This is a genomic window from Brachybacterium aquaticum, from assembly GCF_014204755.1.
Classification (GTDB): domain Bacteria; phylum Actinomycetota; class Actinomycetes; order Actinomycetales; family Dermabacteraceae; genus Brachybacterium; species Brachybacterium aquaticum.
On sequence record NZ_JACHLZ010000001.1, the window covers coordinates 1,500,475 to 1,517,028 of the forward strand.

Annotated in this window: 14 protein-coding genes; 3 read left to right on the plus strand and 11 right to left on the minus strand. The window is 71.5% G+C overall.

Annotated elements, in window-relative coordinates; genetic code table 11:
- Positions 1 to 90: 90 nt before the first annotated feature.
- The 6 genes from gap to uvrA all read right to left on the minus strand — a co-directional run bounded on the left by gap (position 91) and on the right by uvrA (position 9,221).
- Positions 91 to 1,095 carry a type I glyceraldehyde-3-phosphate dehydrogenase gene (gene gap, locus HNR70_RS06735; protein ID WP_184324970.1) on the minus strand — a complete coding sequence of 335 codons (1,005 nt, stop codon included), beginning with the start codon at positions 1,093 to 1,095 and terminating at the stop codon, positions 91 to 93.
- A gap of 112 nt (positions 1,096 to 1,207) precedes the next feature.
- On the minus strand, positions 1,208 to 2,206 hold the full coding sequence (whiA, locus tag HNR70_RS06740) for a DNA-binding protein WhiA (RefSeq protein ID WP_184324971.1): 999 nt from the start codon (positions 2,204 to 2,206) through the stop codon (positions 1,208 to 1,210).
- The gene (locus HNR70_RS06745; protein ID WP_184324972.1) at positions 2,190 to 3,275 is read right to left on the minus strand and encodes a gluconeogenesis factor YvcK family protein; all 1,086 of its coding nucleotides are present in this window, start codon (positions 3,273 to 3,275) and stop codon (positions 2,190 to 2,192) included. The genes whiA and HNR70_RS06745 overlap by 17 nt, the downstream gene beginning before the upstream one ends.
- Entirely contained in the window at positions 3,272 to 4,234 is a 963-nt protein-coding gene (rapZ, locus tag HNR70_RS06750; RefSeq protein WP_376768817.1) for an RNase adapter RapZ, read from the minus strand. Before rapZ ends, HNR70_RS06745 begins: the two co-directional genes overlap by 4 nt.
- A gap of 65 nt (positions 4,235 to 4,299) precedes the next feature.
- Positions 4,300 to 6,291, minus strand: a complete 1,992-nt coding sequence (gene uvrC / locus HNR70_RS06755) for an excinuclease ABC subunit UvrC (RefSeq protein WP_184324973.1) — start codon at positions 6,289 to 6,291, stop codon at positions 4,300 to 4,302.
- Positions 6,292 to 6,305: 14 nt separating this feature from the next.
- Positions 6,306 to 9,221: an excinuclease ABC subunit UvrA gene (uvrA, locus tag HNR70_RS06760; RefSeq protein WP_184324974.1), complete on the minus strand. Its 2,916-nt coding sequence runs from the start codon at positions 9,219 to 9,221 to the stop codon at positions 6,306 to 6,308.
- Between the two features lie 72 nt (positions 9,222 to 9,293).
- On the opposite strand from uvrA, the gene HNR70_RS06765 reads away from it, so the two are divergent.
- Together HNR70_RS06765 and HNR70_RS06770 are read left to right on the plus strand one after the other, a co-directional pair.
- Positions 9,294 to 9,971, plus strand: coding sequence for an MBL fold metallo-hydrolase (locus HNR70_RS06765; protein ID WP_184324975.1), 678 nt, complete (start codon positions 9,294 to 9,296; stop codon positions 9,969 to 9,971).
- On the plus strand, positions 9,968 to 11,728 hold the full coding sequence (locus HNR70_RS06770; protein WP_312857595.1) for a bifunctional 3'-5' exonuclease/DNA polymerase: 1,761 nt from the start codon (positions 9,968 to 9,970) through the stop codon (positions 11,726 to 11,728). Before HNR70_RS06765 ends, HNR70_RS06770 begins: the two co-directional genes overlap by 4 nt.
- Positions 11,729 to 11,801: 73 nt before the next feature.
- On the opposite strand, the gene HNR70_RS15850 is transcribed toward HNR70_RS06770, so the two are convergent.
- The 3 genes from HNR70_RS15850 to HNR70_RS06780 are packed head-to-tail and all read right to left on the minus strand — an operon-like array spanning position 11,802 to position 13,067.
- Positions 11,802 to 11,993 carry a P-loop NTPase family protein gene (locus tag HNR70_RS15850; protein ID WP_246375168.1) on the minus strand — a complete coding sequence of 64 codons (192 nt, stop codon included), beginning with the start codon at positions 11,991 to 11,993 and terminating at the stop codon, positions 11,802 to 11,804.
- A gap of 18 nt (positions 11,994 to 12,011) precedes the next feature.
- Positions 12,012 to 12,305, minus strand: coding sequence for a P-loop NTPase family protein (locus HNR70_RS15855; protein WP_246375169.1), 294 nt, complete (start codon positions 12,303 to 12,305; stop codon positions 12,012 to 12,014).
- 57 nt (positions 12,306 to 12,362) lie between these two features.
- Positions 12,363 to 13,067, minus strand: coding sequence for a hypothetical protein (locus HNR70_RS06780; protein ID WP_184324976.1), 705 nt, complete (start codon positions 13,065 to 13,067; stop codon positions 12,363 to 12,365).
- A 154-nt stretch (positions 13,068 to 13,221) separates the two neighbouring features.
- On the opposite strand from HNR70_RS06780, the gene HNR70_RS06785 reads away from it, so the two are divergent.
- Entirely contained in the window at positions 13,222 to 13,704 is a 483-nt protein-coding gene (locus HNR70_RS06785; RefSeq protein WP_070501340.1) for a pyrimidine dimer DNA glycosylase/endonuclease V, read from the plus strand.
- Here the strand turns inward: HNR70_RS06785 and HNR70_RS06790 are convergent.
- Positions 13,646 to 14,158, minus strand: coding sequence for an NUDIX domain-containing protein (locus HNR70_RS06790; RefSeq protein WP_312857596.1), 513 nt, complete (start codon positions 14,156 to 14,158; stop codon positions 13,646 to 13,648). The two genes, HNR70_RS06785 and HNR70_RS06790, sit on opposite strands and share 59 nt — an antisense overlap.
- A 283-nt stretch (positions 14,159 to 14,441) precedes the next feature.
- Complete coding sequence (gene uvrB, locus HNR70_RS06795; protein WP_184324978.1) at positions 14,442 to 16,544, minus strand: excinuclease ABC subunit UvrB; 2,103 nt, start codon at positions 16,542 to 16,544, stop codon at positions 14,442 to 14,444.
- Positions 16,545 to 16,554: the final 10 nt, after the last annotated feature.

Genomic DNA, 16,554 nt, shown 5'->3' on the forward strand with positions numbered 1-16,554 from the left:
GACGAGCGGAGCCCGCCGATCTCCGACCCCTCGGGGTGGTGACCGGCGGGCTCCGGGACTGTCCTGGTCGTCAGGGCGACGACGGGAGGATCAGAGGGACTTGCCCACGAGGAGCGAGAGCTCCACCATGCGGTTCGAGAAGCCCCACTCGTTGTCGTACCAGGCGAAGACCTTGACCAGGTTGCCGTTCACCTTGGTGAGCTGCGAGTCGAAGATCGAGGAGTGCGGGTCGCCCTCGATGTCCTTCGAGACGATCGGGTCCTCGGTGTAGCGCAGAACACCCTTGAGCGGGCCCTCGGCGGCCTTCTTCACCGCGGCGTTGATCTCCTCGATGGTCACCTCGCGGGACGCCTCGAAGGTGAGGTCGGTGATCGAGCCGGTGGGGACCGGAACGCGCAGCGAGTAGCCGTCCAGCTTGCCCTTCAGCTTGGGCAGCACCAGCGCCACGGCCTTGGCCGCACCGGTGGTGGTGGGGACGATGTTCAGGGCGGCGGCGCGGGCACGACGCGGGTCGCGGTGCGGGCCGTCCTGGAGCACCTGGTCCGACGTGTAGGCGTGGATGGTGGTCATCAGGCCCTTGACGATGCCGAACTCGTCGTTGAGCACCTTGGCCACGGGGGCGAGGCTGTTGGTGGTGCAGGACGCGTTGGAGATGATGTGGTGCTTCTCGGGGTCGTAGTCGCCCTCGTTCACACCGATCACGAAGGTGCCGTCCTCGTTCTTCGCCGGAGCGGAGATGATGACCTTCTTGGCGCCGGCCTCGATGTGGGCCTTGGCCTTCTCGGCGTCGGTGAAGATGCCGGTGGACTCGACGACGATGTCCGCGCCGATCTCGCCCCACGGGATGTTCTTCGGGTCGCGCTCGGCGAACGCGCGGAAGGTGTTGTCACCGACGGTGATGGAGTTCTCGTCGTAGGACACCTCGACGGGCAGGACGCCGCCGATGGAGTCGTACTTGATGAGGTTCGCGAGGGCCGCGTTGTCGGTGAGGTCGTTCACACCGACGATCTCGATGTCGGCGTTCTGCTCGAGAGCGGCGCGCAGGAAGTTGCGGCCGATGCGGCCGAATCCGTTGATACCAACCTTGACGGTCAAGGGTTCCTCCTAGATCCGCAGATGTCTGCGAAGTTCGAGTACTGACACTTGGCGCGCACGCCGTCGTACGCTCGGGCGGCGCCGGATGTGACCGACGACCGTGACGATGGTATCAACGTCCGGCGTCGGGTGACGCGGGTAGTTGGTCCTCGTCCACTCCGTGGTCGGTCCCGGGGATCCCGAGCTCCTCCGCGCGCTTGTCGGCCGTGGCCAGGAGCCGACGGATCCGACCTGCGACGGCGTCCTTGGTCAGCGGCGGATCCGCGAGCCGTCCGAGCTCCTCGAGGCTCGCCTGACGGTGCTCCAGACGGAGCCGACCGGCGGCCTGCAGATGCTCGGGGACGTCGTCGCCGAGGATCTCCATCGCGCGCTGGACGCGCTGCCCAGCGGCGACCGCGGCCCGCGCGGAGCGGCGCAGGTTCGCGTCGTCGAAGTTCGCCAGCCGGTGCGCGGTGGCCTTGACCTCGCGGGTGGTGCGGCGCTCCTCCCACGCCTTCACGGTCTCGTGGGCGCCCATGCGGGAGAGCAGCGCGGAGATCGCATCGCCGTCGCGCAGCACCACACGGTCCGCGCCGCGGGCCTCGCGCGCCTTGGAGGCGACGCCGAGCCGGCGGGCCGCACCCACCATCGCCAGTGCCACCTCGGGGCCGGGGCAGGACAGCTCGAGCGCGCTGGAGCGCCCGGGCTCGGTGAGGGTGCCGCGGGCGAGGAAGGCGCCGCGCCAGGCGGCCTCGGCGTCCACGAGCGCCCCGCCGACCACGAAGGGGGGCATCCCGCGCACGGGACGGCCGCGGGCATCGAGCAGGCCCGTCTGGCGGGCGAGCATCCCGCCCTCGCGATCCACCCGCACGATGTAGCGGGTGGTGCGGCGGATGCCGGAGGGGGCGAGCACGGCCAGGTCGGCGCGGTGCCCGTACATGTCGGCGATGATGCCGTGCAGTCGGCGCGCGACGGCGGCGGAGTCCAGCTCCGCCTCGACCACCACGCGCCCGGCCACCAGGTGCAGTCCCCCGGCGAAGCGCAGCATCGCCGCGGCCTCCGCCTTGCGGGCGGAGGGGCGGGTCACCTCGAGGTGGCTCAGCTCCTCCTTCGCCTCACCCGTGAGCGCCATGCGAGTCCTCCTGGGTGGTCGTGGTCGGAGCCTCGGGCTCCACGTCGCCGTAAAGGTCGTCGAACAGGTCACGATAGGCGGCGGCGAGGCGCACGGGGTCGTGCCGCGGAGTGCCGTCGCCCACGCTGACCTGGCGCAGCAGGGTGCGTATCCCCCGGGCCTGCAACGCCTCGGCGAGGTCCAGGGCGTCGTCCAGGGTGGTCGGATCGGCCAGCAGCGCGTCGAAGCGGCAGTTCTCCGCCCGCCCCAGCAGCACCTCGAGCATGTCCAGGCTCGTCATCCCCTCGGCCTCCTGCGAGCCGACCGAGAGGTTCGTGGTGATGCAGCGGTGGGCGGGGCTCTTCGCGATCGCCTCGGCGATCTCGGGGATCATCAGGTGCGGCAGCACGGAGGTGTACCAGGAGCCGGGGCCGACGATGATCCAGTCGGCCTGCGCCAGGGCGTCCAGCACCTCCTGGGGCACGCGCGGGCGGGGCGGGATCAGGTGCACGTCCTCGACGCGGCCCTCGGCGGTGGCGACCTCGTACTGACCGGACACGGTGCGCACCGTCCCGTCGGCCGATCGCACCCGCGCCTCGATGTCCAGCGGGTCCAGCGCCATCGGCAGCACGCGCCCGCGTGCGCCGAGCAGCTCGGCCATCTGGTCAAGGCCCTCGATGGGGTCGTCGAGGATCTGCCAGAGCGCGACGATCATGAGGTTGCCGAGCGCATGGCCGTCGAGGTCGCCGTCGGTGGCGAAGCGGTGCTGGATGACATCGCCCCAGATCGAGCCCCATTCGGAGTCCTCGCACAGGGCGGCCAGGGCCATGCGGAGGTCGCCGGGCGGCAGCACGGGCATCTCGGTGCGGATGCGGCCGGAGGAGCCGCCGTTGTCGGCGACGGTGACCACGGCGGTGATGTCGTCGGTCAGCAGGCGCAGCGCGCGCAGGTTCGCGGCCAGGCCGTGCCCGCCGCCGAGGGCGACGACGCGGACCGGGCGCTGCGGGGCCTCGCGGCCGCCGCGGCGGGCGGTCGCGGAGCGGTCGGTGCTGCGCAGGCGGTGGCGGGGACCTCGGGGGGCGATGCTCATTCGCGCCCCAGGTCGCGGTGGCGGATCCGCACGGCGTGGCCGGCGCTGCGCAGCTCGTCCCCGATGTGCTCGGCGACGGCGACGGAGCGGTGCTTGCCGCCCGTGCAGCCTATTGCGAGGGTGGTGAAGTGCTTGTTCTCGGCGCTGTAGCCGCGCAGCACGGGGTGGATCATCTCGAGGTACTTCTCGACGAACTCGGCGGCGTTGGCGTCGCCGAGCACGAACTCGGAGACCTCGGCGTCGGTGCCGCGCTTGGGGCGCAGCTCGGGCACCCAGTACGGGTTCGGGATGAAGCGCACGTCGCTGACGTGGTCGGCCTCCAGCGGGATGCCGTACTTGAAGCCGAAGGACAGCATGGTGACGGTGAGGCGCTGCTCCTCGCTGGTGCCGAAGAGGGTGCGCATCTTCATCGTCAGCTGGTGGACGTTCAGCGGCGAAGTGTCGATGACCTGGTCGGCGAGGCGCCGGTAGGGGGCGAGCATCTCGCGCTCGCGGCGGATGCCCTCGAGCACGCCCTCCTCGCCCTGGAGCGGGTGGGGGCGGCGCACGGAGTCGAAGCGGCGCACGAGGGTGGACTCGTCGGCCGTGAGGAACAGGACCCGCAGGCGCAGGTCCGCGCGGCGCAGCTGCGCGATGACCTCGCCGAGCTCGTTGAAGAAGGGGCCGGAGCGGGGGTCGACGACGACCGCGAAGCGGTTCTCACGGCCGACGGCGCTGGCACGCAGCTCGTACAGGGTGGGGATGAGCTGCGGGGCGATGTTGTAGACGACGTACCAGCCCATGTCCTCCAGGGCGTGGGCGGCGGTCTCGCGGCCGGCGCCGGCGAGGCCGGTGATGATCACCACGTCGCCGCGGTTCTCACCGCCCTCCTCACTGCCACCGGGACCGGGACGGCCGTCCTCGCCGTGGCTCTCGATGGGGGCGTCACCGCCGGGGGCGGGTGCGGTCTCCTCGGTCACGGGGGCTCCTTCCGGATCGGGTGGTCGAACGGGGCTCCGACCCGCGCAGATGCCGCGGGGCGGGGTCAGCCCTCGAGGATCTCGCCGGTGGCCATGTCGATCACCAGACCGAGCGCGTCGTCCTGGTCGGCGCTGTCCTTGTCGGCGCTGTCCCGGGCGGTTTCGTCCACGGCGAAGTCCTGAGCGGTGTCCTGGTCGGTCCCCTGCTGGGATGTTAGCGCGGCGTGAATGTTCGCGGCCAACGCGGGCCCGATCCCGTCGACCTCCGTGAGCTCCTCCTCGCTCGCCTCGCGGATCGCGGAGACGGTGACGAAGCGGTCCAGCAGCGCGCGGCGGCGGGCCGGGCCGAGGCCGGCGATGCCGTCCAGGGCGCTGGCCTGCATGGCCCGCCCGCGCTTGGAGCGGTGATAGGTGATGGCGAAGCGGTGGGCCTCGTCGCGCAGGCGCTGGACCAGGAACAGCGCCTCGCTGGTGCGGGGCAGGATGACCGGGTACTCGTCGTCCGGCAGCCAGATCTCCTCAAGGCGCTTGGCGATGCCGGCCAGCGCGATGTCGGTGACGCCCAGGTCGTCGAAGGCGCGCTGGGCGGCGGCGACCTGCGGCGGGCCCCCGTCGACGAGGATCAGGGAGGGCGGGTACGCGAACCGCTTGAACTTCCCCTGCTCCTCCTCCGCCTCCGCCGGCGGGTCCAGGTGGTGCTTCAGGCGCCGGGAGATCACGTCGTACATCGAGGCGGTGTCGTCGCGGGCGGCGGCGCCGGAGACCGAGTAGCGGCGGTACTCGCTCTTCTTGGGCAGCCCGTCCTCGAAGACGACCTGGGAACCGACCACGTTGGTGCCCTGGGAGTGGGAGATGTCGAAGCACTCGATGCGCAGCGGCGGCTCCGCCATGCCCAGCGCCTCCCCCAGGTCCTCGAGGGCCTTGGTGCGGGCGGTGAGGTCGCCGGTGCGCTTCAGGCGGTGCAGGCGCAGCGCCTCGGTCGCGTTCTCGCCGACGGTGATCAGCAGGTCCTTCTTCTCGCCGCGCTGCGGGACGCGCAGGTCGGTGCGGGGTCCGAGCAGCTCGCGCACCTGGGCGAGGTTGGTGGGCAGGACGGGGACGAGCACTTCCTTCGGTGCGTCGCCCTCGGTGTACAGCGTGGTCAGCGCGCGTTCGACGAGGTCGGGGGCGGCGGACTCGTCGAGGATCTCCGCGGTCCAGCCGCGCTGACCGCGGATGCGCCCGCCGCGCACGTGGAATACCTGCACGGACGCCTCCAGCTCGTCCTGGGCGAGGGCGATGAGGTCGGCGTCGGTCGCATCGGACAGGACCACGGAGTTCTTCTCCATGACCTTCTCGAGCGCCTGCAGGTCGTCGCGCAGGCTCGCGGCGGTCTCGTAGTCCATCGCGGCGGCCGCGGCGCGCATCCGCTGCTCGATGCGGCGGGTGTACTTGGAGGTGTTGCCGGCCATGAAGTCCGCGAACTGCTCGGCGAGCTGTCGATGCTCCTCCTCGGAGATCTCGCCGGTGCAGGGGGCGGAGCACTTCCCGATGAAGCCCAGCAGGCAGGGCCGGCCCGAGCGCTCGGCGCGCCGGTACACCCCGGCGCTGCAGGAGCGGACCGGGAACACGCGCAGCATCAGGTCGAGGGTCTCGCGGATCGCGCCGACCTGCGGGTACGGCCCGAACGTGCGGTCCCCCTTCGCGCGCGGCCGACGGGTGATGTGCACGCGCGGCACCTTCTCCCCCATCGTCAGCACGAGATAGGGGTAGGACTTGTCGTCGCGGAACTTGACGTTGAACCGCGGGTCGAACTCCTTGATCCACGTGTACTCGAGGGTGAGGGCCTCGACCTCGGTGCCCACCACGGTCCACTCCACGCTCGCGGCGGTGGTGACCATGCGACGGGTGCGCTCGTGCAGCACCGACAGGTCCTGGAAGTAGTTCACCAGGCGCTGGCGGAGGTTCTTCGCCTTGCCGACGTAGATGACGCGGCCGTGCTCGTCGCGGAACCGGTACACCCCCGGGCGGGTGGGGATGGTGGAGGTGGCGGGGCGGTAGGTCGACGGGTCTGCCATCAGGGCATCCTCCCTCAGGCCTTCGCGTCGGCCTTCGACGCCGCCTTCGAGGAGCCCTTCGAGCCGCCCTTCGACATGCGGCCCTTCCGCCCGGCCGCGAGCATCGGGGCGAGGAAGCGCCCGGTGTAGGAGCCCTCCACCGTCGCGACCTGCTCGGGGGTGCCGGTGGCGACGACCTTCCCGCCGCCCGCGCCGCCCTCGGGACCGAGGTCGATGACGTGGTCCGCGGTCTTGATGACGTCGAGGTTGTGCTCGATGACGATGACGGTGTTGCCCTTGTCGACCAGGCCCTGCAGCACCTCGAGGAGCTTGCGGACGTCCTCGAAGTGCAGGCCCGTGGTGGGCTCGTCGAGGACGTACACGGTGCGGCCGTTGGAGCGCTTGTGCAGCTCGGAGGAGAGCTTCACGCGCTGGGCCTCGCCGCCGGAGAGGGTGGTCGCGGACTGGCCGAGCTTGACGTAGCCGAGGCCCACGTCGACCAGGGTCTGCATCTGGCGGCGGATGGCGGGGACGGCGTCGAAGAACTCGAGCGCCTCGGCGATGGACATGTCCAGCACCTCGGCGACGTTCTTGTCCTTGAACTTCACCTCGAGGGTCTCGCGGTTGTAGCGCTGGCCCTTGCACACCTCGCACTGCACGTACACGTCGGGCAGGAAGTTCATCTCGATCTTCAGGGTGCCGTCGCCGGAGCAGGCCTCGCAGCGCCCGCCCTTGACGTTGAAGGAGAAGCGCCCGGCGGTGTAGCCGCGCATCTTCGCCTCGGTGGTCTGGGCGAACAGGGTGCGCACCCGGTCCCACACGCCGGTGTAGGTGGCGGGATTGGAGCGCGGGGTGCGGCCGATGGGCGACTGGTCCACGTGCACCACCTTGTCCAGGTGCTCCAGGCCCGTCACGCGCTTGTGCCGGCCCGGGACGATGCGGGCGCGGTTGAGCTCCTTGGCGAGGACCGAGTAGAGGATGTCGTTGACCAGGGACGACTTGCCGGAGCCGGAGACGCCGGTGACGGCGGTGAGCACGCCGAGCGGGAAGGTGACGTCCTGGCCGGTGAGGTTGTTGGCGCGCGGGGCGACGACGGTCAGCTTCCTGTCGCGATCGATCTTCCGCCGCGACTCGGGCACGGGGATCTCGAGCTCGCCGGAGAGGTAGCGGCCGGTGAGGCTCTCGGGATTCTCCTTCAGCGCCTCGACGGTGCCGGAGTGGACGACCCTGCCGCCGTGCTCGCCGGCCAGCGGGCCGATGTCCACGACCCAGTCGGCGGCGTTGAGGGTGTCCTCGTCGTGCTCGACGACGATGAGGGTGTTGCCGAGGTCGCGGAGCCGCTCGAGGGTGGCGATGAGGCGCTCGTTGTCGCGCTGGTGCAGGCCGATGGAGGGCTCGTCGAGCACGTAGAGCACGCCCACGAGGCCGGAGCCGATCTGGGTGGCGAGGCGGATGCGCTGCGCCTCGCCGCCGGAGAGGGTCGCGGCGGCGCGGGCGAGGGAGAGGTAGTCCAGGCCCACGTCGAGCAGGAAGCCGAGACGGGCACGGATCTCGCGCAGCACCTCGTCGGCGATCGCGGCCTCGCGCACGCCGAGCTCGAGGCCGTCGTGGAACGCGAGGGCGTCGCGGATGGACATCTCGCACACCTCGGCGATGGAGCGCCCGCCCACGGTGACGGCGAGGACCTCGGGGCGCAGGCGCGCACCCTGGCACGCGGGGCAGGGCACCTCGCGCATGAACTGCTCGTAGCGGTCCTTGGCCCAGTCGGACTCGGTGTCCGAGTGGCGGCGCTCGAGGAAGTGCATCACGCCCTCGAAGCCGGTGGAGTAGGTGCGCTCGCGGCCGAAGCGGTTGCGGTACTTGACGTGGACCTTGTGGTCCTTGCCGTGCAGCAGCGCCTCCTTGGCGCGCTGCGGCAGCGCCCGCCAGGGGGTGTCCATGGAGAAGGCGAGCTCCTCGGCGAGGCCCGCCATGACCTCCTGGTGGTGGTCGGAGGAGCCCATGGCCCAGGGGGCGATCGCGCCGTCGGCCAGGGAGAGGTCCTCGTCGGGGATCACGAGCTCGAGGTCCACCTCGAGGCGCTGGCCGAGGCCGGTGCACTCGGGGCAGGCGCCGTAGGGGGCGTTGAAGGAGAAGGTGCGCGGCTCGATGTCGTCGATCGCGAGGGGGTGGTCGTTCGGGCAGGCGCGCTTCTCGGAGAAGCGGCGGGTGCGGCCGGGATCGTCCTCGTCGAGGTCCACGAAGTCGACCATGAGGATGCCCTCGGCCAGGCGCAGCGCGGTCTCGACCGAGTCGGTGAGGCGGCGGCGGGAGTCGGGCTTGGCGGCGAGGCGGTCCACGACCACCTCGATGGTGTGCTTGTAGCGCTTGTCGAGACTGATCTCCTCGTCCAGACGCCGGTTCTTCCCGTCGATCCGCGCGCGGGCATAGCCCTGGGAGCGCAGGGAGCTGAGCAGATCCGTGTGCTCGCCCTTGCGGCCCTGGACCACGGGGGCCAGCAGCTGGAAGCGGGTGCCTTCGTCCTCCTCGAGGAGGGTGTCCACGATCTGCTCGGCGCTGGAGGAGGTGACCAGCTCGCCGCAGACGGGGCAGTGCTGCTCGCCGGTGCGGGAGAAGAGCAGGCGCAGGTAGTCGTAGATCTCGGTGATCGTGCCGACGGTGGAGCGCGGGTTGCGGTTGGTGGACTTCTGGTCGATCGACACCGCCGGGGACAGGCCCTCGATGAGGTCGACGCTGGGCTTGTCCATCTGGCCCAGGAACTGGCGGGCGTAGCTCGAGAGGGACTCGACGTAGCGGCGCTGGCCCTCCGCGAAGATCGTGTCGAAGGCGAGGGAGCTCTTGCCCGAGCCGGACAGGCCGGAGAACACCACCAGCCTGTCGCGGGGGATGTCGATGTCGATGTTCTTGAGGTTGTGCTCGCGGGCACCACGGACGACCAGGGAATCAGTCACCCCGGCATTCTAGGGGCGCAGACCGACCTTCGAACAGTTGTTCGGGGGAGATGTGGGCGACATACTGTCTCCATGGCTGATCACGAGTACACCGGACACGTCGAGCCGGGCGGCGAGCCCGCCGTGCGCGACTTCGAGCACCTGCAGGTCCGCAAGCTGTCCGTCGGGCCGATGGACAACAACGCTTACCTGCTGACCTGTCGGTCGACCGGCGCCCAGCTGCTGATCGACGCGGCCGCGGACCCCGACGCCCTGCGCCGGATGATCGCGGAGGGCGCAGAGCACAACTGGCTGGACGTCATCCTCACCACCCACAGCCACCACGACCACGTGGGGGCGCTGGCGGAGATGATCACGGCGACCGGCGCCCGCACCGCCGCCGGTGCGGAGGACGCGAAGGAGATCGCGGAGAAGATCGACCTGCCCCTCGCCCACGGCGACGTGATCGAGTTCGGCGAGCAGCGGGTGGAGATCATCCACCTGCGCGGCCACACCCCCGGCTCGGTGGCGGTGCTGTGGCGCGGCGGCGAAGAGGGCGACCACCTCTTCACCGGTGACTCCCTCTTCCCCGGCGGGGTGGGCAACACCGACCGGGACCCGCAGCGCTTCGCGCAGCTGATCGACGACGTCGAGCAACGGATCTTCGACCGGCTGGACGATGCGACCTGGGTGTACCCGGGCCACGGCGACGACACCACGCTCGGGGCCGAGCGGGCCTCCGTCCCGGCCTGGCGCGAGCGGGGCTGGTGACCTCGCCCCCGCCGGGCACCGCCACGCCCGCCCCGGCGCGGTGCGTGCTCGGTCGCGGGGCGGGCGGAGCAGTCGTGCTGCGCGAGGTCGCGGCCGACGGCTCCGTCCTCGACGAGCGGACCTTCACCCTCGACGCGCTCCCCGCCCTCGTCGCCGAGCTCGAGGCCGCGCACCGGCCGCGCTGGGTATGGAGCGACGCCGCCGCCTGGTACCCGCGCCTGCTCGCAGCCGGGGTGACGCTCGAGCGCTGCCACGACCTGCGCCTGGTGCACCGGATCCTGCGCCATTCCGAGCTGGTGACGGAGCCCGGTCCTCTGCGAGAGCGCAGAGACTGGGACACCCCGCTCGAGCCGGAGGAGCCGCGGCGCGACCTCGGCGCGACACTCTTCGACCTCGACGCCCGACCGTCGGCCGCCCACGGCGTGCCCGACGGGATCGAGGAGACCGGGGCGGAGCTCGAGCGGCAGCTCTCGGCGATCGCGGGCGCCGAGGACCCGGGGCGGCTGCGGCTGCTGCTCGCGGCGGAGTCGGCCGGCGCGCTGATCGCGGCCGAGCTGCAGGCGGCGGGGATCCCCTGGGACGTGGCCGAGCACGACCGCATCCTCACCGAGGCCCTGGGGCCGCGCTCCTCCCCCGGGACGCTCCCCGCGCAGATGGTGCAGGTCGCCGCCGAGGTGCGCACCGCTCTCGAGGACCCGACCGTGTCGCTGGACTCGCCGCCACAGCTGCTGCGCGCCCTGCACCGCGCCGGCATCGACGTCTCCTCCACCTCGCAGTGGGAGCTGCAGAAGCACGAGCATCCGGCGATCGAGCCGCTGCTGCGGTACAAGAAGATGTCCCGCCTGCTGACCGCCAACGGCTGGACGTGGCTGGACGAGTGGGTCCGGGAGGGCCGCTACCGGCCCGTCTACGTGCCGGGCGGCGTGGTCACCGGGCGCTGGGCCTCCAGCGGCGGCGGGGCGCTGCAGATCCCGCGCCGGCTGCGGCCCGCGCTCCGTGCCGATCCTGGCTGGCTGCTGGTCAGCGCAGACGTCTCCCAGCTCGAGCCGCGGGTGCTCGCCGCCATGTCCCGCGACGCGGCGATGATCGAGGCGGGGGCCGGGAAGGATCTCTACTCCGGCATCGTCGAGGCAGGGGTGGTCACGAGCCGGCCGGAGGCGAAGGTCGGGGTGCTCGGCGCGCTGTACGGCGGGACCACCGGGGACAGCGGCCGGGTGGTGCCGCGGCTGCGCCGGACCTTCCCGGACGCGATGGCCCTGGTCGACGGGGCGGCCGCGACCGGCGAGCGGGGCGGGACGGTGACGACCTGGCTGGGGCGCTCCTCCCCCGCCCCGGAGGCGGCCTGGACCGCCGCGCAACGAAGCGCCAACGGACCCGACGCGGGGGCCGGTGAGCAGGAGCGCGCCCGGCGCGCGGCCCGGGATCGCGGGCGGTTCACCCGCAACTTCGTCGTGCAGGGCACCGCGGCCGAGTGGGCGCTGTCCTGGATGGCGGCGCTGCGGCTGCGGCTCGCGCAGCTGCCCGAGGCCGCGCTCGAGGAGCGGGCCGAGCCCTCGGGGCCGGTGTTCTCCCGCCGCGCGCACCTGGCGTTCTTCCTGCACGACGAGGTGATCGTGCACGCCCCTGCCGGTCAGGCGAAGGCCGCGGCCGCCGCCATCCGCGAGAGCGCCGACGCGGCCGGGCGACTGCTGTTCCCCGGCAGTCCGATCGACTTTCCGCTGGACCTCGCGATCACGGAGCGCTCGGCGGAGAAGTGAGCGCCGCTGGCCTCCCTGCGACCGATGCCTCAGTGCGGAGGTGGCCGGCGCGGCGTGAAGCGGAGGACCACCGTCACCCGTGCCGTGCGAGGTCCGCGAGGATGCACTCGAGCATCTGCTCCTCGGCGAGCTCCTCACCGAGGACCTGCTCCCCGCGGGCGCCGAGCACGTCGCGGGGGCGGTACCAGGACGCGACCTCCTCAGCGGTCACGTGCCCCGCGATCGGCTTGCCGGGACGGCCCCGCAGCGTCTCCTGGTGGCTCACGTCGAGGTAGTACACGAGTCACGGACCGAGCGCCTCCCGCAGCATGCGCGTGAACATGCCGAGATACCGCTCGGCGCCGAAGATGCCGCCGAGGAGCGTGATCCGCCCGACCCCGAGGCAGTACCGGACCATCGTCTCGAGCAGGCCCACGGTCTCACCCTGCCCGCTGTCGTGCTCCCACAACGGCTCGCGCCGCACATGGTCCTGCCCGATCACGGCGACCTCGCCGCGCGGCAGGGCACGCTGGACGCGTCGTGCCACCGTCGACTTCCCCGAGGCGGAGTTCCCGCGCAGGACGACGAACGGCGGCACGCATCGAAGGGTCCCCATCGCTCGATCCTGGCAGACCCCCGCGCTCCGGTGCGGGTGCTACACGGCGGGGTGCTCAGGGACCAGCGCGGCGAGCTCCTCGAGCAGGGAGTCCATGCGTCGAGCGCCCAGCAGCGGGCTGAGCGGCTCGGAGAACCAGTGCTCCCAGAGCTCGTCGAGCTGCGCCGCCGTGGGAGCGACACCGGTGTCCAGCAGCTCCGCGATCGCCTGCGCCTCCGGCTCGTACTCGTCCTCGGGCATGCCGTCCGTGGTTGGGGCGAGGCCCGCCGGGTCCTCCCGGGTCAGGAGGGCGAGCACCTGCTCCTGCGTCGAGGTGCCCTCGTGCTCGGGGTCCTGGTCGTCGAGCAGGACCGATGCCAGGGTCATCGCACCGGTGGCGAGCCCGATCCAGACGCGCGGGGCGGGCACGCCTCGTCGACGCAGGAAGCCCTCGACCGCGCCATCCAGCCGGAGGCCTGCCGCACCGGCTCCGGCCATCAGACCACCGAGGCCGAGCTCGAGCGCCGCCTCGGAGAGGGCCGGCGTCCGCAGACCGCGAAGGCGCGACGCGTCGCCGTCGTCCGGCGCTCCCGGCCGGCCCTGCGCGGCGAGGAGGCTGACACCGGTGATCAGCACCGCGGCGAGCGCGACGTGTCCGACGCGCACCGGGCGCGGGAGACGGTGCACAGGGAACATCCCGAGGGCGGACGCAGCAGCCGTGCCGACGGCCAGGCGCACGATGCGGGAGCGCTGGGACTGTGTCACGGGGTCTTTCTTCTCTCGCCGCGGGGCCCGCCGTGCGCCACGGGGCGGGGCGTGCCCTCGACGATATCGGGCGATGCCGACTGTGACAGACGACGATCGTCGGTGCCCGGGGTGTCCTTCGACCGCGGCTCGGCGGATGAGGGAGGATGGGCCGATGCGCCTCTGGTCACTGCACCCCCGCCACCTCGACCGCCAGGGTCTCACGGGCTGCTGGCGGGAATCGCTGCTGGCGCAGGCCGTGCTCGCCGGGCGCACTCGCGGGTACCGCTCCCATCCGCAGCTCGAACGGTTCCGGGCCCAGCCCGCCCCGCTCGATGCCGTGGGCACCTACCTCGAGGTGCTCGCGCGGGAGGCGACCGCTCGCGGCTACCGCTTCGACCTCTCGCGGATCGACCGCCGCCCCGAGGAGCTCACCGGCCACGCGCCGACGGATGCCGCGGCCGGCGTGCCACGGATCCCCGTGACCCGGGGACAGGTCGACCTGGAATGGCGCCATCTGCTCGCCAAGCTCGCGCAGCGCAGTCCCGGGAGCGAGGCGCTCACCGCAGCGCATTCCGCGCCGACGGTGCATCCGCTGTTCACCGTGGTGCCGGGTCCGGTCGAGAGCTGGGAGCGGGCGACGGATCCGGAGGGCTGAGCGCGATCCGCAGCCAGCGCGAGAGGGGCGCCCCATCCGGGACGTCCGCGAGATCGGTGCGCAGCCACCGGGCCTCGCTCAGCTCGAGCGAGGTGCTCACCTCCCTCGAGGCGGCGGTGCCGACGAGGATCGTGAGCCGGTCGCGCTTGCCCTCGGTGACCGTCTCGAGAGCGGTCACCTCCTGGAGGTCTCCCGTGATCGCGAGGGCGAGCTCCTCGGCGACTTCGCGACGCCCGGCCTCGGCAGGGCTCTCGCGACGTGGACGATAGCGGCCTCCCGGCAGTGCCCAACGGTCCCGGTCGACGTAGGAGTGCCGCACGGCGAGGAACCGCAAAGGGTCCTCCGGAGGATGCAGCAGCACCTTCACTCCGAAGGTGCGCGGCCTGCGCACCCGCCACCAGAGCCGCCGCAGCCGGTGCCCCGCCGTGAGCACGGCGCCGAGCACCCGGCTCACGCCAACTCCGCCGCCGACAAGACGAGGATCTCGAGCACAGTTCCCTCGGGACCGGTCAGCTCCCAGGTCCTCTCCTCCCCCGTCTCCCGAATCATGCCCGGACCCGCGGGGCGCGGCGGTGTGGGCACGCCGGGCGGCCTCCGCGGAGCAGTCCTGAGAATGCCGATGCGGTGTCGAGGTGCTCTCCGCGGCGGTCATGGGTCCGGCCTTCCCCTCGTGACGCGATGGAATCCGAGCGTGCCACGACGTGAGAGCCGGCGTCCACGGTCCGGCCGGAGCGGGCTCAGGACCGCTGCACCGCGCGCAGCTCCTTCTTCAGCTCCTGCACCTCGTCGCGCAGCCGGGCCGCGAGCTCGAAGTTCAGGGATTCCGCGGCCTGGTGCATCTGGGCGGTCATCTCGTCGATCATGCCGGTGAGCGCGCCGACGGGATCGTCGCCGAGATCGATCTGTCGGCCCTGCACGGAGTCGACGGCGTTCGCGCGCGCCCGGTCCCGCGCCACGCGCTCCTTGCCGGAGCGGTAGTCGGTGGCCATGAGGGTCTCAGTGTCGATGTCCTCGCGGGCCAGCATGTCGGTGACGTCGGCGATGCGCTTGCGCAGCGGGGTCGGGTCGATGCCGTGCTCGGTGTTGTAGGCGATCTGCTTCTCGCGGCGGCGGTTGGTCTCGTCGATCGCTTCCTGCATCGAGTCGGTGATCCGGTCGGCGTACATGTGCACCTGGCCGGAGACGTTGCGGGCGGCGCGACCGATGGTCTGGATGAGCGAGGTGCGCGAGCGGAGGAAGCCCTCCTTGTCCGCGTCCAGGATCGCGACCAGCGACACCTCGGGCAGGTCCAGGCCCTCGCGCAGCAGGTTGATGCCCACCAGCACGTCGAACTCGCCGAGGCGCAGGGAGCGCAGCAGCTCGACGCGGCGCAGGGTGTCCACGTCGGAGTGGAGGTACTGGACCTTCACCCCGTTCTCCAGGAGGAAGTCGGTGAGGTCCTCGGCCATGCGCTTGGTGAGGGTGGTGACAAGCACGCGCTCATCGCGCTGGACCCGCTTCTCGATCTCCTCGCGCAGGTCGTCGATCTGGCCCTTGACGGGCTTGACGATCACCTCGGGATCGACCAGCCCCGTCGGCCGGATGATCTGCTCGACCACGCCGTCGCTGCGCCCCAGCTCGTACGCGGCCGGCGTGGCAGAGAGGTAGACCGTCTGACCGGTGCGCTCGGTGAACTCGGAGAAGGTCAGCGGGCGGTTGTCCAGCGCCGAGGGGAGGCGGAAGCCGAAGTCGACCAGGGTGCGCTTGCGGGAGCGATCCCCCTCGTACATCGCGCCGATCTGCGGGACGGTCACATGGGACTCGTCGATGACCAGCAGGAAGTCCTCGGGGAAGTAGTCCAGCAGCGTGTTCGGGGCGGTGCCGGGGCCGCGCCCGTCGAGGTGGCGGGAGTAGTTCTCCACGCCGTTGGTGGAACCGGTCTGGCGCAGCATCTCCAGGTCGTGGGTGGTGCGCATGCGCAGACGCTGAGCCTCCAGCAGCTTGTTCTGGGACTCGAGCTCCTCGAGCCGTTCGCCGAGCTCGACCTCGATGGAGTCGACCGCGCGGGAGAGCCGCTCGGGGCCCGCGACGTAGTGGGAGGCGGGGAAGACGTGGATGTGTTCCTCCTCGCGGATGACCTCGCCCGTCATCGGGTGCAGGGTGTACAGCGCGTCGATCTCGTCGCCGAAGAACTCGATGCGGATCGCGAGCTCCTCGTACATCGGGATGATCTCGACCGTGTCGCCGCGCACTCGGAAGGTGCCGCGCTCGAAGGCGACGTCGTTGCGGTCGTACTGCATGTCCACGAAGCGGCGCAGCAGCTCGTCGCGGTCCATCGTGTCGCCGCGGCTGAGCTGGACCATCCGGTCCACGTACTCCTGCGGGGTGCCCAGGCCGTAGATGCAGGAGACGGAGGACACGACGACCACGTCGCGCCGGGTGAGCAGCGAGTTGGTGGCGCTGTGGCGCAGCCGCTCCACCTCGGCGTTGATCGAGGAGTCCTTCTCGATGTAGGTGTCCGACTGCGGGACGTACGCCTCGGGCTGGTAGTAGTCGTAGTAGGAGACGAAGTACTCCACCGCGTTGTGGGGCAGCAGGTCCCGGAACTCCGCGGCCAGCTGCGCGGCGAGGGTCTTGTTGTGCGCCATGATCAGGGTGGGCCGCTGGACCTGCTCGATGAGCCAGGCGGTGGTCGCGGACTTGCCGGTGCCGGTCGCGCCGAGCAGCACCACGTCCTGCTCGCCGTTGTTCAACCGCTCGGTGAGCTCCCGGATCGCCTGCGGCTGATCTCCCGAGGGCGTGTATTCGGAGACGACCTCGAAGGGATGCTCGGCGCGGACCAGATCGGTGACAGGACGCATGGGAACCAGC